Raw genomic sequence first — 17,475 nt, forward strand, 5'->3', positions numbered from 1 at the left:
TACGGCCGGCGGGGCTGCCGGCCTCAGCGGGTGAGGAGGTCCCGGAGGGACTCGGCGATGTCGGCCGGGGCCTCTTCGGCCATGAAGTGGCCGAAGCCGACGGTGGAGTGCCGCAGGTCCGGTGCCCAGGCGCTCCACAGGGCCGCCGCGTCGAAGCCCAGGGCGGCGCCCCAGTCCTGCTGGAGCACGGTGACCGGCATCCGCAGCCGGTTGCCGGCGTCCAGGTCGGCCTGGTCGTGTTCGACGTCGACTCCGGCGGAGGCGCGGTAGTCGGCCACGATCGAGGGCACCGCCTGGCGGCAGGCCTCCAGGTAGGCGGCGCGGACCTCGGCGGGGATCGCCTGCGGGTCGTTGGCCCAGAGGTCCAGGAAGTGCCCGAAGAAGGCGTCCGGGCTCGCGGCGATCAGCTGCTCTGGCAGGCCCGGGGGCTGGGCCATCAGGTACAGGTGGAAGCCGACCGAGGCGCCGACACCGTGCATCGCCGCCCACATGTCCCGCGTGGGCAGCACGTCCAGGCAGGCCAGGTGGGTGACCGTGCCGGGGTGGTCCAGGCCGGCGCGGAAGGCGACCAGGGCGCCGCGGTCGTGCCCGGCCAGCGCGAACCGCTCATGCCCCAGCGCCCGGGCCAGGGCGACGATGTCGGCGGCCATGGTGCGCTTGGCGTAGACGGTGGGATCGGTTTCGGCGGGTTTGCCGCTTGCGCCGTAGCCGCGCAGGTCGGGGCAGATCACGGTGTGGTCGGCCGCCAGGCGGGCGGCGACGTGCCGCCACATCAGGTGGGTCTGCGGGAAGCCGTGCAGCAGCACGATCGGACTGCCCGACCCCCCGACGGCCGCGTTCAGGGACACCCCGTCGGCGACAGGGACTTGGTGGTAGGTGAAACCGGCGATGACGGGCGCCATGGTCTGGCCCTTCTTGGTAGGTGACTGGATGCCCTGAAGCCTGCCGGGCTCGAATGAGCATCCGATGAGCGCCCTACCGGGCAGTGCGGCACGAGAACTTCCGGATCAAGCTGAGCCAGAAGCCGGACCCCCGGGATCCGTCGTACACCCTGTTCGCCAGTGCTCCAGCGTGAAGTGGAGGGCGTCGAGGGCCCGGCCCCAGGACGCCTGCACGTCGCGGGAGTGGCCGAACCCGCCGTTGGCCTCGAGGGTGATGTAACCGTGGAAGGCGCTGCGCAGCAGGCGGCCCGCGTCGGTCAGGTCCGGCTCGGCGAAGTCGTACGCGCGCAGCATCGCGTGGGTGAGCTCGATGTTGCGCGCGTAGGCGGTGGACTCGGCGAGGACGGCGGGGTCGAGCTGGACCTGGGTCGCCGCGTAACGGCCGGGGTGCGCCAGCGCGTACTCCCGGTAGGCGTTGGCGAAGGCGGCCATGGCGTCCCGCCCGGACCGGCCCGCGACCGCCGCGGCGATGTGGTCGGCGAGCTCGCCCGCGGCCAGCAAAGCGACCCGCTCGCGCAGATCCTTGAGGTTCCTGACGTGCGAGTACAGGCTCGCGTCCTTGACCCCGAAGCTCCGTGCCAGCGCGGACACGGTCATGTTCTCGAACCCGACGGTGTCCGCCAGGTCCGCGGCGGCCTCCGTCACACGCTGTGCCGTCAGTCCCGCACGAGCCATTCGCACCCCACATTTTTCCTACAGTCTAAAAACATTTGCCTAGTGCATCTAGGAACTGTAGCGTTCCGCGCCATGCAAGCAGTGAGTGAGCGGGAGATCCGCGCGTCGTTCGTCAACTGCTCCAAGGGGGAGGCCACGCGGATGGCGCTCCCTCGGGGCCTGGCCGAGCAGCCCTGGGACGATCTGGACTTCCTGGGCTGGTGCGACCCCGGAGCGCCGGATCGCGGCTATCTCGTCACAGAACGCGGCGGCGAGGTCGTCGGCGTGGCGCTCCGCCTGTCCGCCCAGCATCGCGGCGGGCTCCACCGCGGCATGTGCTCCCTGTGCTTGACCACGCACCCCGGCAGCGGCGTCTCGCTGATGACCGCCCGGCGAGCGGGTCAGGCCGGCCGGGACGGCAACTCGGTCGGCCTGTACGTGTGCACCGACCTCGCCTGTTCGCTGTACGTGCGAGGCAAGAAGATCCCGGACCTCGGAGGGCGTCTCGAGGAGTCCCTGACGGTCGAGGAGCAGATCGACCGCACCAGGACCAAGCTGTCCGCGTTCCTGAACAAGGTCATGGCGTGACGCGTCAGGAGAGGAAGAGACATGGTCAAGCACGGCGGATGGGCGGACGAACGGTTCGGAGCGGTCGCGGACGCCTTCTCCAGGAACTTCGCCGACTTCGATGAGCTAGGCGCGGCCGTCACCGTGTTCGCCGGCGGGCGCGAGGTCGTGGACCTGTGGGGCGGCGTCGCGGACGAGCGCAGTGGCCGGCCGTGGGAGCAGGACACCATCGTCCCGGTCTTCTCGTGCGCCAAGGGCGTCGTCAGCATATGTGCCCACCTGCTCGCGCAGCGGGGACGGCTGGACCTCGACGCGCCGGTGGCCCGCTACTGGCCGGAGTTCGCGCGGGGCGGCAAGGAGGCGATCACGACGCGCATGGTGCTCGGCCACCGCGCCGGGCTCCCCGTCCTGGACCGCGTGCTCAGCTTCGAGGAGATCGTCCAGTGGACTCCGGTGATCCGGGCGATCGAGGAGCAGGAGCCGCTGTGGGAGCCGGGCACCGCCCACGAGTACCACGGGCACGTCTTCGGCTTTCTCGTCGGCGAGGTCATCCGGCGGATCACCGGGCTCACCCCGGGCGCGTACTTCCGCAAGGCCATCGCCGACGACCTGGGGCTTAGCACCTGGATCGGCCTGCCGCAGGACGAAGCCGGCCGCCTGGCCCGGCTCGCCGAGGCCGAGGGGCGCCCGCCGATGCCCGGCCCCGAGTCCCTGCCCGTGCGCATCGTCACGATGAACGGCGCGTTCGTCTTCCCCGGCCTTTCGGAGCCGCACGGCTGGAACGACCTCGCCCTGCTCGGCGCCGAGATCCCCGGGGCGGGCGCGGTCTCCTCGGCGAGCGGCCTGGCCGGGTTGTACGCCGCCGCCGTGACCGGAGTCGACGGCTCGGCGCGGCTGCTCACGCCGGACACCGTCACCGACGCCGTGCGCGAACTGTCCTCCGGGGCGTCGTGGTCGGGCTTCCCCGACCTGGGCGCCCGATGGGGGTCGGGTTTCCTTCTCGACGGGCCCCGCTTCCGGCCCATGCTCGGGGCGCGCAGCTTCGGCAACGATGGCGCGGGCGGCCAGTTCGCCTTCGGGGACGACGAGTTCGGGGTGGGCTTCGCCTATGTCGCCAACCGGATGATCGGCCATGGTGACGCCCGCGCCAACCGGCTCATCGCGGCGCTACGGGAGTGCCTGACCGCCGTCTGAGCCCCCGGGGGCGTACGGCGGAGCGGTCCGCTCCTTCGGGGACCACCGCGGCGAGGTCGCGACGCCCCGTGATCTCGGCGGCGGGGAAGGCCGCTCAGGGGTTCGAGGCGGCCTGGATCTTCGCCAGGAGGACGGACAGCCGGCGTTGCCCGGCGGGAGTGAACGCCTTCTTCGCGCGCGTGGTGTCCAAGCGGTTCCCCGAGCGCCGGCTGCGAGTCCCTACCGGATGCTCTGACGTGCGCTTGGCTCATTGGATCGGGGGCGGCGTGCCGGTTGCGGCGCTGGCGTAGCGGCGGGCCAGGCGCGCGAAGGCGTCCTTGAGCTCGGCCGGGCCGACGACCTCGATGTCGGCGTCGAACCTGCCGATGGTGGCGGCCAGGCCAGGCCATGACCACGAGCCCAGGACGAGCCGGCAGCGGTTCGGGCCGAGTTCCTCGACGACTCCGTCGCGGGTGTAGCGGGACACGGCGGCGGCGGGCAGGTCGAGGATCACCTCGCCGCGGCAGGGCCAGTCCCAGTCGCCAGAGCCGTCGGAGCCCCGGAACCTGCTGGCCACGAAGGCGGCCACCTCACCTCCGGGCAGCTCGCGCGGGGTGAAGCGGGGCCCTGGAGGGGTGCGCGGGGTGATCCGATCGGCACGGAAGGTGCGCCAGTCCTCGCGGTCGAGGTCCCAGGCGACGAGGTACCAGCGCCCGCCCCAGGTGACGAGGTGATGGGGCTGCACCCGGCGCGGCGGGGTCTGCACGCCGTTGTCGTCTACCCCTGGTGGGGATGCGGGGGTGTAGTCGAAGCGCAGCACCTCGCGGGCGTGGACGGCGGCGCTGAGTGCCATGAGCACACTGCTGTCGACCTGTGGGTCCGGCCGGATCGCGGGCCGCTCGACGGCGGTGACCTGGAGGGTGTCGATCCGGCGGCGCAGCCGTGCGGGCATGACCTGCCGGACGGTGTTCAGCGCGCGCGCCGCGGCTTCCTCGATGCCGGCACCAGTGGTGGTGGCGATCTGGAGTGCGATGGCCAGAGCGACGGCCTGCTCGTCGTCGAACAGCAACGGGGGCAGCTCCGTGCCGGCGTCGAGCCGGTACCCACCGTCGGGCCCCTTGAAGGCCACGATGGGATAGCCGAGCTCGCGCAGGCGGTCGACATCACGGCGCACGGTGCGCGGGCTGATGTCCAGCCGCTCGGCCAGCAGCGCCCCCGGCCAGTCCCGGCGCACCTGGAGCAGCGAGAGCAACGACAGCAGTCGCGCTGAAGTCTTCGGCATGATTCCCATATTGCCCTGAGGGAGGGCGGCCGGAGTGCGCCGGAAAGGGGCCGCGAGGCTGAGGTGATCGTTAGGGCGGGAGGCGTCTTGTTGGCCGCGTCTGCGGGGATTGGCTGTGACCTCGGTCGATCGGACGGCGTATCCACGGTTTGGCCGCGTGGTGTCCGGTGCGATCCTGAAAAAGGACTCCCCGGCCATCGCCGAGGCCGTACGCGAGGTCGCCGCCCTCGACCCGCGGGGGGCGCTGAAGACCTGACCAGCGGACTGACGATCAGCCAGGCAGCGGCCTTCGCCGGTGTCACGGTGAAGACCGTGCGGCATCACCACCGGCTCGGCCTGGCCGCCAAGCTCGACCCGCACCGGCAAGGGTGGACCTTGCACCAGCTTCGCCATTCGGCGCTCCAGCATCTCGCCCAAGCCGGACAGCGCCCGAACTGCAGGCCAAGAGCCGCCACCAGCACCTGGCCGGCCTCGGCCGCTACGTGCGACTCGGCGAACAGACCTCCGCGCGCATCACCGCCGAAACCGACCCCGCCCAACGTCGCCGCGCCCGCTGACCCTGAACCACTGGGGATAATCACGTCTACCACCGCACCCGCTGAGCTGCGACTACAGCAGCCCGCGGCCCCTTTCTGGGGTATTCAGTGCCGCCCCCGCTGAGAAGCGGCCACTCCCTGGCCGCTTCTCCTGCGACTGTTGTCGCGTGCCAGTCAACGACAACAATCCGAAGGGCCCGCACGCCGTGACCGCTACCACCACGCCTCCCTCAACCCTCGACGCCGAGCGGGGCGACCTGCTCGCCGCGCTCGCGAGCGCGCGATCCGCCCTGACCAGCACCATCCGCGGGCTCAGCGACGAGCGACTCGGCGAGCGCCCGACGGTCAGCGAGCTGTGCCTGGGCGGGCTGATCAAGCACGTCGCGTCCATTGAGGAAGGGTGGATGCGCTTCGTGGTCGAGGGCCCGTCGGCGATGCGCTACGACCTGCCCGACGGTGTCACCTGGGCCGACCTCGCGGCCGGTACCGCACGCGAGATCCCGCGGTGGGCGATCGACCACCAGAACGACTTCCGGATGCTGCCCGGCGAGACGCTGGCCGGGATCCTCGCGCGTTACGAGCGGGTCGCCGCCCGCAGCGAGGAGATCGTCGCCGCCGTCCCCGACCTGTCGGCGACGCACCCGATGCCGGAGGCACCCTGGCACGAGCCGGGAGCGGTGCGCAGCGTGCGCCGGGTGCTGATGCACGTCATCGCCGAGACCGCCCAGCACGCCGGGCACGCCGACATCCTGCGCGAGACGCTCGACGGGCAGAAATCAACCTGAGCGGTGAGGGGGCCCTGCCGGATCGGGCATCGTCCCGACCGGTGTCACCCACCGGACCCAGTGGATCCCGGGCCGTAGATTCACCACCCACTCGGGTCCTGCATGAAAATCGAAGGGAACTGCGGCACCGTGAAGAGGCGCGAGCTGGGGCGGACCGGTATTGAGGTCAGCCCCTACTGCCTAGGCACCATGATGTTCGGTGGCCAGCACCGACCAGGACGACCGCGTCCGGATCATCCTCCGGGCACCGGACTCGGGGATCAACTTCTTCCGCACTCCGCCGGCCATCACGCGAGCGGCACCACGCCCGCGAGCGGCCGACGAGCGCTCTGCGGGATGAGCCGATGACCGTTCTCGACACCCAGGCGCTCAACCGCGCGACGCTCGCCCGGCAGTTGCTGCTCGATCACGCCGACGTGCCGGTCCTCGACGCCGTCGCGCACCTGTGCGGCCTGCAGGCGCAGGAACCGCAGGAACCGTTCGTCGGGCTCTGGTCGCGGCTGCGCGCGTTCGACCCGGCGGTGCTCTCGGACCTGCTGATCCGGCGGAGCGTGGTGCGGACCCACCTCATGCGCCGCACCGTCCACCTCCTCACCGCCGACGACACCCTGGCCTGGCGGGCCCGCCACGACATCATGCTGCGCCAACGGGTACTCGGGAACTACCGCCGCGAGCTCGCCGGGGTAGACCTCGACGAGCTCGCGACGGCAGGCCGGGCGGTGATGTCCGACGACGAGCCCCGCTCGATGACCGAGCTCGCGCGGGCGCTGGCCGAGCGCTGGCCGGCGCCGGAACCGCGGGCGCTGGGCGAGATGCTGATCGCCGCCCTCGTCCCGGTGGCGCAGCTGCCGCCGCGCGGGCTGTGGCGCACGAAGGCGGGGGTGCGCAACGTCCTGCTCTCCTCCTGGCTGGGGCGCGAGATCGACCCGCCGGCCCCGAAGGGCTCCGATCCGGTCGGCGAAGCGCTGGTACGGCGCTATCTAGCCGCGTTCGGCCCCGCCGCCGCGGCGGACCTGCGCGCCTGGTGCGGCCTCGCCGGACTGCCGGCCGCGGTGGCCGCGATACGCGAGGAGCTGGTCACCTTCCGCGACGAGCGAGGCCGGGAACTGCTGGACCTCCCCGACGCGCCGCGCCCCGACCCCGACACACCCGCCCCGGTGCGGTTCCTGCCGGCGTTCGACAACGCGCTCCTCGGTTACCACGACCGCAGCCGGATCATCGACGACGTCCACCGCGGCCTGTCGGTCGCCGGCGCTCGCGTTGTCCTGGTCGACGGCCGGGTCGCCGCGACCTGGAGCGTCAAGGCCGCCACCGTGATCGTCACCCCGCTGCGCCGCTTCTCTCGAGCCGACCGCACCACCGTAGCCGAGCAGGGGCGGGCGCTGGCGTCGTTCCTCTCCGGCAACGACAGCCACCGCGTACGGATCGCCGCGTCTCCCCGCTGAGCGACACACCCGCGAGCTGCTTCCCCTGAGCACGGGATCGGGTGGCGCGCTCCGGTTCACGCTGTCGAAGAACCTGCATGGTCAGGCGCCTGTCCACGGTGGCAGGGGACCACCGCAACGTCGAAGAGTGTGATGACCTGATCCGCCGGCGGGAAAGATGGTTCTGCCCAGGATCACCGATTCTCGAACTGAGGAGACCACGGCATGAGCCGGTTACCCACGGGCCAGCTGTTCCGCACCAGCGCCGGAAGCGATCTCATCTTGTACCGGACGTTCCACGCGCCCGCCGAGGACGTGTGGGCCGGCCTGACCGAGTCCGATCGCACGGCCCTGTGGTTCGGGCCGTGAACAGGCGACGCCGCCCCCGGGAAGACCATCGAGGTCCAGATGGTGTTCGACGGTTCCCCCAAGCCGGATTTCGACTCCTACTATCCGGCGATGAAGGCGTATTTCGACGGGTTGACGACTATCTGAAGACCCGGGGCCGTGGTCAGCCGATGCGGAGGGGGAGCGTGCGGGGGCCGCGCACCTGGCCCGCGGCCCAGGTCACCTCCGCCGGGTCCGCCAGGCTGAAGTCCGGGATCCGCTCCAGCCAGACGTCGAGCGCGACCCGCAGTTCCATGCGCGCCAGGTGCGAGCCGACGCAGCGGTGGATGCCGAGGCCGAACGCGGCGTGCCGGTTGACCTCGCGGTCGATGACGACCTCGTCCGCCCGGTCGAACTGCTCGGGGTCGCGGTTCGCCGCCGGGAACGACAGCAGGATCCAGTCGTCGGCCTTCATGTCGACGCCGTTCCAGTGCATGTCCTCCTTGACCAGCCGGGCCATCGTGACCGGCGCATAGGCCCGGAGGAACTCCTCCATCGCGGTCGGCAGCAGCTCGGGCTCGGCGACCAGGCGCTCCCGGTCGCCCGGGGTCCTGGCCAGATGCCACAGTGACGCGCCGATCGCGCTCCAGGTGGTGTCGATGCCGGCGATGAGCAACAGCGCCATCGTGCCTGCCAGGTGGGCCGGATCGAGTTTGCGGCCGTACAGCTCGGCGTTGATGAGGTACGTCGTGAGGTCCTCGCGCGGGTTGTCGAGGTGGTCGCGGATCTGCGCGAGCAGGTAGTCGAACAGCTGCCCCATGCGCGCGATGCGCTCCTCCGTCGGCAGGTTGACGCCTTCGAGCGCGTTCTCGATGAACTCACCGAACCGCGGGCCGTCCTCAGGCGGGAACCCGAGCATGTCGGCGATGACCCGCATGGGGATGTACTGGGCGTAGTCGCGGGCGGCGTCGACGACATTCCGGCCCTCGAACGCGTCGATGAGGCTGTGGCACAACGCTCTGGTCGCGGCCTCTCGCTTGGCGACCGCGGCCTTGGTGAACGCGGGCAGCAGCAGCTTGCGCGCGTCGTGGTGGAACGGCGGATCGGAGGAGATCGGCGGCGTGCCGCCCACCGGCGCCAGCTCGCGGGGCGGCCGGAAGTTGCTCATGATGACCGACCGCGAGGAGAAGCGCTCGGTGTCGTAGGCGATCGCCGCGACGTCCCCGTAGCGGGTCGGGAGCCAGCCACCGCCGAAGCGGTCGGTGTGCGCGATGGGGCAGCGCTGCCGCAGGTCGTCCTGGATGGGGTACGGGTCGGCCGCCCATTCGGGTTCGAGGTGGGAGAAGCCGGTCGCCCAGTCGGAGACCGGACCGGTGATGACCTCATTGCGCGTGCCGAGAGGCGCGTCCGCGCGTGTCTCCCGGAAGTCCTGGGTGAAGCGGTCGTCGACGGTCATCTCACGCCTCCTCGCTGATGTCGATCGCTCGTTCCGGGCAGTTGGACACGGCAAGGCGTGCCGCCCGCTCCTCACCCGGCGGCACGACGCCGTCGCCGATGACCTGCCCGTAGCCCTCGTCGTCCTCCTTGAACAGGCCGGGGGCCAGGTCGTAGCAGCGGCCGTGTCCCTGGCAGCGCTCAGGACCGATTCGTACTTTCACTGCGGGATGCTCCGCTCTTTGTGCGGGGATGTCGTCGGTGGGGCGAGGGCGCCCACGACACGGGTGAGCAACGCCGACCACTCCACATCGTCGACGGCGTGCAGGTCGGGCGTGATCAGCGCGCTGCCCATCGCCAGCAGCAGGCAGAAGTGGGCCAGCGCGTCCGGCGACAGCGCGGGATCCAGCTCGCCGCCGCCCTGGGCCGCGCGTACCAGCTCGGCGATCCAGTCGGACCGCTCGCCGACGTAGTCGCGCATCGGACGGGCGACGTCCTCGTCGCGGCGGGCCGCGACGAGCGCCTCGACGATGAGGTAGCCGGGAGCGTCGCGACGGCGCGGCAGCCAGCGGCCGATGACGAGGAGCAGCTCCGTGATCGACCGGTTGGGATCGGCGGCGAACAGGGTGGCCAGCAGCTGCCGCCCGTGCGCCCGCAGCGCGGTCACGATCAGCTCGGCCTTCGAGCCGAAGTGCGCGTACAGCGCGCCGTTGCTCACTCCCGCGGCTGCGGCGATGTCGGCCACGCGCGTGCCGTCGTACCCGCGCTCGGCGAACACGTCGGCGGCCGCCCGCAGCAACCGCTCGCGCGTCTCAGCGGCGGTGACGCCGGCGATACGCCCCATGGGTGAATTAAAAGACCGTTCATTTGATTCGTCAAACGGCCTGCCGAGCCGGGGACTGTACAAACAACGGCCTCGTGCGGCACGAAGGTCAAGACCCACCGCGGTGCGCCGATGTGGCATGTACCGGACCTGGGCAAACTGAAGACACCGGAGAATCTGCGCGCGCTGCGTGCCGGGGTCGCGGCCCGCCGGGGCGTCATCGACCTGCTGGACTTCCTCAAGGAGTCCGACTTCGTCACCCAGTTCACCGATGACTTCTCCACCGTCGACACCCGGGAGAACACCCCTCGGGAGGTGATCCGCGAACGCCTGCTGCGATCGGCCCTGGTGTTCGTCAACACCGTGTTGGTTCAGTCGCTTCTGAAAGATCCCGCCTGGGCAGATCGGCTCACCGACGCCGACCGGCGCGCGCTCAGTCCTCTATTCTGGTCGCACGCCGATCTGTACGGCACCATCCAGATCGAAGTAGCTCTGTGTGACGACGGTGACGGTGTGTGATTCGCAGAAATGGCTACGGTAGCGTGAACGAGCTCAAGGCGTTCGTCGATGCCACTAACGAGGATTTCACGCACTGGGGCGGGCTGACCGATTACGGGGACAACGCGTTCCTCAAGGGGACAGCATCGACCCGGTGGCCGTGCCGGCAGGCGCCTGCCGGCACTTCGCCACCCACGTGCAGCTGCTTGCCGACCAGCTCAGCCAGGTACCCCTCAGCCACAACGACGCTGTGATCATAGACGATGCCGGTTCGAGCACCCCGGCGCTCACGTGGCGCACGTGCGGATCCTGGGCGGCGACCAGCACTTCTGGCTCCGCTGGCAGGACCGTACCCGGGAGCCGGTGGAGTTGCCGTCCTGCCCGGTCACCACCAACGACGACCCCGTGCCCGGGATCGAGGAAGACCCCGACGACCCCGATTACTGTCTGCCCTTCGAGCACCACCCCGGACCCCATCGCTTCTAGCGGTCACCGCGAGGAGCAGGCCGGCTGGCAATCTTGGAGCCGCCCGCGGCACAACACGACGAGGAGCGACCCATCACCGCCCCATCCAGCTTCGCGGAGCTGCTGCGCCTGCATCGGCACGCGGCACGTCTGACGCTGGAACGACTCGCTGAGGCATCCGGGGTCAGTGCCCGGACCTTGTCGGACATGGAGCGTGGGCGCAGCAGCGGACCCCAGCACCGTACCGTCGCCGCGCTGGCGCAGGCGCTCTCGTTGGGGGAGGACGACCGTCAGCAGCTGATCGACCTGGCTCGAGAGGGCCGGTTGCGGGATCACTGGACGCGTGCTTCTGGTCTGCGCGAGCTGCCTCGATCGGTGGACGACTTCACTGGCCGCGCCGCCGAGCTGGCCTGGGCGGACGACTTCGTGCACGCCGGGGATGCGCCGGGAGCCGCCGGCGTCGTGCTCATCACCGGCGCGGCCGGTCTGGGCAAGACCACCTTCGCCGTTCGCGCCGCCCATGTGCTGCGGCCGAGTTTTCCGGACGGGGTGTTCTTCGTCGATCTGGCCGGCATGTCCGTCCAGCCGCTCACCGTCGACGACGTCCTGACGCAACTGCTGCGCGCGCTCGGCACCGCCGAGCGGCACATGCCCCACGACACGTTGGAGCGCGACTCGTTGTATCGGTCGCTGCTGCGGGATCGGCGCGTTCTCGTGGTGCTCGACAACGCCGGGTCGGAGGAGCAGATACGCCCGCTCCTCCCAGGTGGCGGCCCCAGCAGAGCGCTCGTGACAAGCCGTCGGCTGCTGGCCGGTTTGGAGGGCGTGCACCGGCTGAGCCTCGGCCCCCTGCCACCGGTGGAAGCGGCCGAGCTGCTGACCGGGATCTTGGGAAGGCGTGGGTCGGCCGACGGCGGAGCGGCGATCAGCAAGCTTGCCCAGTTCTGTGGGGGCCTGCCGCTGGCCTTGCGGATCGTGGGGAACCGGCTGGTCAGCAGGCCCGGCTGGCCAGCCGCCGAGTTCGTCAGCCGGTTGGCGGACGAGGAGCGGCGCCTGGAGCAGCTCAGAGCCCGCGACCTCAAGATCGCGACCGCGTTCGGGATGTCCTACGACCAACTGGCGGCATCCGCACGGCGGGTCTTCCGCCGGCTGGCCCTGGTGCCCAGCCGGGACTTCGACGCCGCCCTCGCCGCGGTGCTCGGCGGGATCTCGGTCGGGGACGCCTGGGACGCCCTCGATGAGCTCGTCGATCTCGGTTTGCTGGAAGACAGCACGTCGGGCCGTTACCGTTTCCACGACCTTGTGCGGCTGTTCGCCCGCGACCGGCTTCACGCAGAGGAAGTCGCGGCCGATCGTGACGCGCTCACCGGCAGGATGACGTCGTGGCTACTGCGGATGGCCACGACCGCCGGGCGGTGGTTCGAACCCGCCCACGGCCGTCCCGACCGGCCTGACGCCGACCTCGCCGGCCTGTCCTCCCCGGAGGAGGCCGACCACTGGCTCCGCGTGAATGCGGACAACTGGCTGGGCGCACTGCGGTATGCGGCGAGCAGCGGCCAGCACTCCGTCGTCCTCGACTGCGCCGAGTCGATGCACTGGTTCTCCGACCGGTGGATGCACGCGCCGCACTGGCACGAGGTCTTCACCCTCGGTGCCGAGGCCGCCGCCGCCCTGGGCGATCCGGCCCGGCAGGCCACGCAGCTGAACTTGCTGGCCTGGGTCCATCTGGTGCCGCGAGACGACCCGGAGACCACACTGCGGTACACAGCCCAGGCGATGGACCTCGCCACCCGCAGTGGCGCCACGGCGCAGATTGCCTGGGCCCACCACAACGCGGGAGGCGCGCTTCGAAGGCTCGGACGGCTCGATGAGGCCACTGCGTCGGAAACCCAGGCGGCGGAGATGTTCAAGGCCAACGACGACATCGATGCGTACTGCCAGTGTCTCGGCGCCCTCGGCACCTGCCTTCGCGACGCCGGACACTACGCCGAGGCACTGGAGCAGTACCTCGACTTGTGGGGCCTGCTGAACGACGACCGGTCGGGGATTACGCCGAGCATCGCGGCGTTCACCCGCCCAATCGCGCTTGCCCGCGTCGGCGAATGTCTGGGATCGCTCGGCCACCGGACCGAAGCGATCATCAAGCTCACCGAGGCGATCAGCCTCATGGAGCAGGCTCAGTTGCCCGTCCCGCAGGCCCGCTCCCTGGAGACGCTGGCGGCCTTGCTGGCCGACGAGGGCCGGACCGGCGAGAGCCGCCATTCCTATGCGCGGGCGGCCGAGGTGTACGAGGCCATCGGCGACGCCGAGGCGAGCGGCCGCTGCCACGACCTGGCGACCGCTGCCCGCTGACGATACGAAGACCCGCCGGTCGCGGAACTTCTGCGGGCAGCCACGCCGTCTACGTCTCACAGCCCGCCGCGGTCGCCGACCTCATCCGGACCGGTGCCGGTCCGCCGGCGAGCCGGATGTTGTGGCGGAAGAGGCTGCCCATGCCGATCGGCGCGTCCTCGTACTGCGGGACGCCGACGCGGCTGATGACGCCGCCTGCACGGACGACTCCGACTGCCTGCTCGTAGGCGGGCATGTGGCCGACGGCCTCGATGACCACGTGCGAGCCGCGACCGCCCGTGAGGTCACGGACCTGGGCGATGCCTTCGTCGCCGCGGGCGGAGACGACGTGGCGCCGAACTTCCGGCCGAGTCGGTGCGGTCCCGGTGGCGTCCCATGAGGATGCACAAACACCTCGGGGTGCATGGCGCCTACAACTTCCTGCTGCCCGACCTGGCCCCAGGCGCCATCCGCGACCTGCGAGACCCCGACGCCTCAGACGATGACGAAGACGACACCTGAGATCGATATGAACACGTCGGCGGGCCGGCCGACCTCAACACGCCACCCAGGCAACCTCCGGCACGGCCTGCTGGCCTTCGGAGTGAGACTCGCCCTCACCCCAGCCCGGCCCTGACCTCGAACCCGGTCTCAACCGAACTCCGGCCCCCTCTCATCGGGCGTTAGGGGAGGGTCAGGATGACCGGTCCGTCGTCGGTGACGGCCACTGAGTGCTCGACGTGGACCGTGCGGCTGCCGTCTCCGCTGCACAGGGACCAGCCGTCCTCGGCCATCGCGTAGTCGTCCCCGCCTCCGGCCATCAGGCTGGGCTCGATGGCGATGACCATGCCGGGGCGGAGCCTCAGGCCGTGCCCTCGACGGCCCTCGTTGGGTACCCACGGGTCCTCGTGCATGGCCCGCCCGATGCCGTGGCCGGCGAAGTCGTTCTGGATGCCGTAACCGGCCGCGCGGCCGATGGGGGACATGGCCTGGCCGATATCGCCCAGCCGCGCGCCCGGCACGGCCTGCTTGATGCCGGCGGCCAGCATGCGCTCGGCCGTCGCGATCAGGTCGCCGTCGCCCTGGCGAGCCCGGCCGACGCAGAAGCTGACCGCGGCGTCGGCATGCCAGCCGTCGATGTGGGCGCCGCAGTCGATGCTCAGCAGGTCGCCGTCACGGAGCCGGTAGCCGGTGGGCAGGCCGTGCAGCATGACCTCGTTCACCGAGGTGCAGATCACGCCAGGGTAGGGAGTGGCACCGAACGCCGGGTGGTAGCCGAGAAAGGACGATCCGGCCCCGGCCTCGTGCATGATCTGGCGGGCCAGCTCGTCGAGCTCGCGCAGAGACACCCCGACGGTCGCGTGCGAGCGGACCTGCGTGTGTACCGCCGCGACGACCCGGCCGGCCTCACGCATCATCTCGATCTCGCCAGCGGTCTTGAGCTCGATCAACTCCTGCCTCCTTCTAGATTCCGATAACTATACCGGTATTAGTATTGGGCTCATGGTACGCGAACCGTTGTCGATCGCCGACCGCCTGCGCGGGGAACGGCTGGGCGACCTGCTGCGCGAGGCCAGGGGTTCACGCAGCATCACCGACGTGGCACTCCGGGCCGGGATCTCCCCCGAGACGCTGCGGAAGATCGAGAGGGGCCGTATCCCTACACCGGCCTTCTTCACGGTCGTCGCCGTCGCCGGGGGTTCTGGAACTGTCACTCGACGGACTGCTGGCTCAGGTCAGCCTGTCCGAAACGGCCGCCGAAGCCACGGGCGAAGCCGTCGCGAACACTCCGGCCGACGGCGCGCACAGAGCCGCAGGATGATGGTCCGGCGGGATGACCAGTTATCTTGGGTGACTCTTGGTAGTCAGGCATGTAAGACAGCAAGCCCTCGCCGAGCCGATCAACCAGTGCGCGCAGGAGGAAACCGACCCCGAGCGGCAGCTGACAGCCTGAAAAATGCCTGAAACCCTGGGCCTCCTGACCTAAGGACATCGCTGCTCAAGCATCCTGGAAGAAGATCAACAGCTAGCTGGATCCGCGTCGACCTGACCAAGGCAGAACACGGCACAGCCCTTTTCTGCCTTGGCCGAGCGTCGCACCGGACACCTGGACCTACTGAACCGACCACACCAGGACGAATGAGAAATCCAGTTTCGTCCTGCGGTTCAGCGGGATATCGATCTTGACTCTGTGAGCGATCTCATTGCGGCTGATGCCTAATCCATGAGCGATGAGCCGTTCGGGACGGACTGGCACGGGATCGTCGAAGGTGACCGTGATCTGGAGGGGCCACGGATCCTCGGGAACGGGAGGTGCGTGGAGTTCCCAGCACCCGTCCCAATCGAGCGCGAACCGGTTGCGCCGGGCGATCAGCGGGTCGAGAAGGGTATCCACGACAAGGGACGGCGAGTTGGCCGAGTAACCGTCCAGGAGATCAGCGGGCAGTGAGCGGACCGGGACGCGATCGTGGACGGTGAGCTTGCTGGTCCGGTCACAGGAAACGCAGTTGACCAGGAGCCAGACGTCGAGAAGTTTGCCGTTGGCGTTGACGCGGAACCTGCCGTTGCCGATGGTGGCGCGGCCGGAAGGGGAGGCCACGCACTGGAGGGCGAGCAGAGGCAGGCGGGTGCGCCGCACCGCCCAGGGCAGCACGATATGAGGATGTGAAGACATGATCTCTCTGAAGACCTGACGAAGAGCACGGGAAACAGCGCCGACGGCGTCGTCGGCGGACCGATGCGCAGGGAAGTGTCAGGTCTAAAGAGCAGGCGGCGTCATGCGCGCGAAGTCCTCATGTTGGGGTCGTTTGCCGATGCGGGCCGATGCTCAGCTCAGGCGGGCTCGCAGGAGGCAGAATTCGTTGTCTTCGGGGTCGGCCAGGACGTGCCAGGGCTCCTCGCCGGTCTGACCGACGTCAGCCGGGCGCGCCCCGAGCTTCAGGAGGCGTTCGAGTTCGGCGTCCTGGTCGCGGTCGGTGGCGTTGACGTCGAAGTGCAGCCGCAGCTTGCCCGCCTTGGGCTCGGTAGTGGGGCTGAAGATCAGAGTCGGCTGCAATCCGCCGAACCCTTCCCGTGGTCCGATCTCCACCGCGCCTTCGTCCTCGGTGTCGAGCACGATGAAGCCCAGCACCTCGCACCAGAACGCCGCCAGCCGTTGCGGATCTCGGCAAGGGATTATCAGTTCAGAAATGCGACAAGCCATGATCGGCACCCTACTGGGCATCAACCGCACGCAGCCAATCCTTAAACGGCCCAGGGCCGCGACGCAGTGGGCACCAGGGAGCGGCAGCGGCCCCGTCCGCGCCCGCGAGTAGGACCGGTAAGCCCTCGCCGAGTTGATCAACCAGTGCGCGCAGGAGGAAACCGACCCCGAGCGGCAGCTGACAGCCTGGGAAACGCCCGAAACCCTGGGCCTCCTGGCCTGAGGGCATCAATGCACACCAAGACCCCGCCCCGGCACGTTCGGCGGGGTCCTTTCACGCGGCTGATGGGCCTTGATCAGCGCCGCCTCGTACTGCGCGAGCTCCTGCACGGAGATCTCAGCGTCATCGGCGCAGGCAAGCAGGAACGGCACCCCCTCGCCCCCACCCTCAACGACGAACCCGCCATGACCCTGGCCGAACTCCCGCCGCCCCGCCTTGTGCAGTGCCTTCCGGACGGCCTCGGTGTCCCGGTCACGCACCGTCCACAACGGCCGTCTGCCCTCGCCGTACCCGAACTCCGGCTTGCCCTGGCTCATCACCACACCGTAAGCGATCTCACACCCCAAGCGACAGGCCGCTCGAATCGTTGCAGGTCAAAGCTATATCCGTTGGATTCTTCGACAGGACTACTGGGACCCTTCAGGCTGGCGGCGAGGTCGGGCAGGTCGGATGGATCGGTTTGTCCCCGGTAGTGGTCGACCAAGCGGGTGCTCAGATCGGCAGCCCATCCGGCCAGCGCGTAACTGGTGCGGGGAAGTTCACCGGACCATCGCACCAGGTCGGCCGGGGTGGTGGTGCGGTCATCGAGCAAGTGCTGCAGTACGGCCAGCAGCGGGCCGGGAGCCTCAACCTGGGTGACCACCTGGATCGCCGGCTCGGCGGTGACCCGTGGATGGCGCGCGCACAGGCCGGTCAGCGCCTCGTCCAGGCGGTGCTCGAAGACCGGGTGGGCGGCGGCTCGCTCGGACAGGCCCGGCACGCGAGCCAGCAGCGCGTCAGCCTGCCGGCGATCGGCGGCCGTTCCGCACGATG

General features: G+C 70.0%; 21 protein-coding genes and 1 pseudogene. 10 read left to right on the forward strand and 12 right to left on the reverse strand.

Annotated features, from left to right (window positions below; translation table 11 throughout):
- Positions 1-23: 23 nt before the first annotated feature.
- Together OG589_RS13225 and OG589_RS13230 are read right to left on the reverse strand one after the other, a co-directional pair.
- On the reverse strand, positions 24-902 hold the full coding sequence (locus tag OG589_RS13225; RefSeq protein ID WP_405149021.1) for an alpha/beta fold hydrolase: 879 nt from the start codon (positions 900-902) through the stop codon (positions 24-26).
- A 105-nt stretch (positions 903-1,007) separates the two neighbouring features.
- The gene (locus OG589_RS13230) at positions 1,008-1,616 is read right to left on the reverse strand and encodes a TetR/AcrR family transcriptional regulator (RefSeq protein WP_405149022.1); all 609 of its coding nucleotides are present in this window, start codon (positions 1,614-1,616) and stop codon (positions 1,008-1,010) included.
- A gap of 72 nt (positions 1,617-1,688) precedes the next feature.
- Between OG589_RS13230 and OG589_RS13235 the strand changes: the two genes are divergently transcribed.
- Both OG589_RS13235 and OG589_RS13240 read left to right on the forward strand, forming a co-directional pair.
- Positions 1,689-2,183, forward strand: coding sequence for an FBP domain-containing protein (locus OG589_RS13235; protein WP_405149024.1), 495 nt, complete (start codon positions 1,689-1,691; stop codon positions 2,181-2,183).
- A gap of 21 nt (positions 2,184-2,204) precedes the next feature.
- Positions 2,205-3,356, forward strand: a complete 1,152-nt coding sequence (locus OG589_RS13240) for a serine hydrolase domain-containing protein (RefSeq protein WP_405149025.1) — start codon at positions 2,205-2,207, stop codon at positions 3,354-3,356.
- A gap of 247 nt (positions 3,357-3,603) precedes the next feature.
- Here OG589_RS13240 and OG589_RS13245 read toward each other — a convergent pair whose 3' ends face one another.
- Positions 3,604-4,617 carry a helix-turn-helix transcriptional regulator gene (locus OG589_RS13245; protein ID WP_405149026.1) on the reverse strand — a complete coding sequence of 338 codons (1,014 nt, stop codon included), beginning with the start codon at positions 4,615-4,617 and terminating at the stop codon, positions 3,604-3,606.
- Between the two features lie 703 nt (positions 4,618-5,320).
- On the opposite strand from OG589_RS13245, the gene OG589_RS13250 reads away from it, so the two are divergent.
- The 3 genes from OG589_RS13250 to OG589_RS13260 all read left to right on the forward strand — a co-directional run bounded on the left by OG589_RS13250 (position 5,321) and on the right by OG589_RS13260 (position 7,731).
- Positions 5,321-5,938: a DinB family protein gene (locus tag OG589_RS13250; RefSeq protein WP_405149027.1), complete on the forward strand. Its 618-nt coding sequence runs from the start codon at positions 5,321-5,323 to the stop codon at positions 5,936-5,938.
- A gap of 344 nt (positions 5,939-6,282) precedes the next feature.
- Positions 6,283-7,383: a winged helix DNA-binding domain-containing protein gene (locus OG589_RS13255; protein ID WP_405149029.1), complete on the forward strand. Its 1,101-nt coding sequence runs from the start codon at positions 6,283-6,285 to the stop codon at positions 7,381-7,383.
- A 204-nt stretch (positions 7,384-7,587) separates the two neighbouring features.
- Entirely contained in the window at positions 7,588-7,731 is a 144-nt protein-coding gene (locus OG589_RS13260; RefSeq protein ID WP_405149031.1) for a hypothetical protein, read from the forward strand.
- 142 nt (positions 7,732-7,873) lie between these two features.
- Here the strand turns inward: OG589_RS13260 and OG589_RS13265 are convergent, their stop codons facing one another.
- The 3 genes from OG589_RS13265 to OG589_RS13275 are packed head-to-tail and all read right to left on the reverse strand — an operon-like array spanning position 7,874 to position 9,967.
- On the reverse strand, positions 7,874-9,145 hold the full coding sequence (locus tag OG589_RS13265) for a cytochrome P450 (RefSeq protein WP_405149032.1): 1,272 nt from the start codon (positions 9,143-9,145) through the stop codon (positions 7,874-7,876).
- A 1-nt stretch (position 9,146) separates the two neighbouring features.
- Positions 9,147-9,347: a ferredoxin gene (locus tag OG589_RS13270; RefSeq protein WP_405149034.1), complete on the reverse strand. Its 201-nt coding sequence runs from the start codon at positions 9,345-9,347 to the stop codon at positions 9,147-9,149.
- Positions 9,344-9,967 (reverse strand): TetR family transcriptional regulator, encoded by a 624-nt coding sequence (locus OG589_RS13275; RefSeq protein ID WP_405149036.1) that lies wholly within the window; start codon positions 9,965-9,967, stop codon positions 9,344-9,346. Before OG589_RS13275 ends, OG589_RS13270 begins: the two co-directional genes overlap by 4 nt.
- Positions 9,968-10,078: 111 nt before the next feature.
- Here OG589_RS13275 and OG589_RS13280 point away from each other — a divergent pair, with 111 nt between their 5' ends.
- From OG589_RS13280 to OG589_RS13290, 3 genes are all read left to right on the forward strand, one after another.
- Positions 10,079-10,465: a Tn3 family transposase gene (locus OG589_RS13280; protein ID WP_405149038.1), complete on the forward strand. Its 387-nt coding sequence runs from the start codon at positions 10,079-10,081 to the stop codon at positions 10,463-10,465.
- Positions 10,466-10,744: 279 nt separating this feature from the next.
- A complete protein-coding gene (locus OG589_RS13285) occupies positions 10,745-10,930 on the forward strand; it encodes a hypothetical protein (RefSeq protein WP_405149040.1) in 186 nt (61 codons plus the stop codon).
- Positions 10,931-10,963: 33 nt separating this feature from the next.
- Positions 10,964-13,261 (forward strand): ATP-binding protein, encoded by a 2,298-nt coding sequence (locus OG589_RS13290; RefSeq protein WP_405149042.1) that lies wholly within the window; start codon positions 10,964-10,966, stop codon positions 13,259-13,261.
- A gap of 85 nt (positions 13,262-13,346) precedes the next feature.
- Here the strand turns inward: OG589_RS13290 and OG589_RS13295 are convergent.
- Positions 13,347-13,644, reverse strand: a pseudogene (locus OG589_RS13295) (zinc-binding dehydrogenase); the annotation flags it as partial.
- On the opposite strand from OG589_RS13295, the gene OG589_RS13300 reads away from it, so the two are divergent.
- Positions 13,637-13,762 (forward strand): hypothetical protein, encoded by a 126-nt coding sequence (locus OG589_RS13300; RefSeq protein WP_405149044.1) that lies wholly within the window; start codon positions 13,637-13,639, stop codon positions 13,760-13,762. The pseudogene OG589_RS13295 and the gene OG589_RS13300 sit on opposite strands and share 8 nt — an antisense overlap.
- A 161-nt stretch (positions 13,763-13,923) precedes the next feature.
- On the opposite strand, the gene map is transcribed toward OG589_RS13300, so the two are convergent.
- On the reverse strand, positions 13,924-14,691 hold the full coding sequence (map, locus tag OG589_RS13305) for a type I methionyl aminopeptidase (protein WP_405149045.1): 768 nt from the start codon (positions 14,689-14,691) through the stop codon (positions 13,924-13,926).
- Between the two features lie 52 nt (positions 14,692-14,743).
- On the opposite strand from map, the gene OG589_RS13310 reads away from it, so the two are divergent.
- Positions 14,744-15,205, forward strand: a complete 462-nt coding sequence (locus OG589_RS13310; protein ID WP_405149047.1) for a helix-turn-helix domain-containing protein — start codon at positions 14,744-14,746, stop codon at positions 15,203-15,205.
- 148 nt (positions 15,206-15,353) lie between these two features.
- Here the strand turns inward: OG589_RS13310 and OG589_RS13315 are convergent, their stop codons facing one another.
- From OG589_RS13315 to OG589_RS13330, 4 genes are all read right to left on the reverse strand, one after another.
- Positions 15,354-15,893 (reverse strand): DUF1062 domain-containing protein, encoded by a 540-nt coding sequence (locus OG589_RS13315; RefSeq protein WP_405149048.1) that lies wholly within the window; start codon positions 15,891-15,893, stop codon positions 15,354-15,356.
- A 174-nt stretch (positions 15,894-16,067) separates the two neighbouring features.
- Positions 16,068-16,442: a VOC family protein gene (locus OG589_RS13320; RefSeq protein WP_405152037.1), complete on the reverse strand. Its 375-nt coding sequence runs from the start codon at positions 16,440-16,442 to the stop codon at positions 16,068-16,070.
- A gap of 228 nt (positions 16,443-16,670) precedes the next feature.
- A complete protein-coding gene (locus OG589_RS13325) occupies positions 16,671-16,979 on the reverse strand; it encodes a hypothetical protein (RefSeq protein WP_405149050.1) in 309 nt (102 codons plus the stop codon).
- Positions 16,979-17,422 (reverse strand): hypothetical protein, encoded by a 444-nt coding sequence (locus OG589_RS13330; protein ID WP_405149051.1) that lies wholly within the window; start codon positions 17,420-17,422, stop codon positions 16,979-16,981. The genes OG589_RS13325 and OG589_RS13330 overlap by 1 nt, the downstream gene beginning before the upstream one ends.
- Positions 17,423-17,475 lie beyond the last annotated feature (53 nt).

The sequence above is a fragment of the Sphaerisporangium sp. NBC_01403 genome (assembly GCF_045040145.1).
GTDB classification, from domain to species: domain Bacteria; phylum Actinomycetota; class Actinomycetes; order Streptosporangiales; family Streptosporangiaceae; genus Sphaerisporangium; species Sphaerisporangium viridialbum.

Coding starts and splice junctions, on each gene's coding strand:
- OG589_RS13225 (WP_405149021.1), bottom strand. CDS start 902: ATGGCGCCCGTCATCGCCGGTTTCACCTACCACCAAGTCCCTGTCGCC.
- OG589_RS13230 (WP_405149022.1), bottom strand. CDS start 1,616: ATGGCTCGTGCGGGACTGACGGCACAGCGTGTGACGGAGGCCGCCGCG.
- OG589_RS13235 (WP_405149024.1), top strand. CDS start 1,689: ATGCAAGCAGTGAGTGAGCGGGAGATCCGCGCGTCGTTCGTCAACTGC.
- OG589_RS13240 (WP_405149025.1), top strand. CDS start 2,205: ATGGTCAAGCACGGCGGATGGGCGGACGAACGGTTCGGAGCGGTCGCG.
- OG589_RS13245 (WP_405149026.1), bottom strand. CDS start 4,617: ATGCCGAAGACTTCAGCGCGACTGCTGTCGTTGCTCTCGCTGCTCCAG.
- OG589_RS13255 (WP_405149029.1), top strand. CDS start 6,283: ATGACCGTTCTCGACACCCAGGCGCTCAACCGCGCGACGCTCGCCCGG.
- OG589_RS13260 (WP_405149031.1), top strand. CDS start 7,588: ATGAGCCGGTTACCCACGGGCCAGCTGTTCCGCACCAGCGCCGGAAGC.
- OG589_RS13265 (WP_405149032.1), bottom strand. CDS start 9,145: ATGACCGTCGACGACCGCTTCACCCAGGACTTCCGGGAGACACGCGCG.
- OG589_RS13275 (WP_405149036.1), bottom strand. CDS start 9,967: ATGGGGCGTATCGCCGGCGTCACCGCCGCTGAGACGCGCGAGCGGTTG.
- OG589_RS13280 (WP_405149038.1), top strand. CDS start 10,079: ATGTGGCATGTACCGGACCTGGGCAAACTGAAGACACCGGAGAATCTG.
- OG589_RS13300 (WP_405149044.1), top strand. CDS start 13,637: ATGAGGATGCACAAACACCTCGGGGTGCATGGCGCCTACAACTTCCTG.
- OG589_RS13310 (WP_405149047.1), top strand. CDS start 14,744: ATGGTACGCGAACCGTTGTCGATCGCCGACCGCCTGCGCGGGGAACGG.
- OG589_RS13320 (WP_405152037.1), bottom strand. CDS start 16,442: ATGGCTTGTCGCATTTCTGAACTGATAATCCCTTGCCGAGATCCGCAA.
- OG589_RS13325 (WP_405149050.1), bottom strand. CDS start 16,979: ATGAGCCAGGGCAAGCCGGAGTTCGGGTACGGCGAGGGCAGACGGCCG.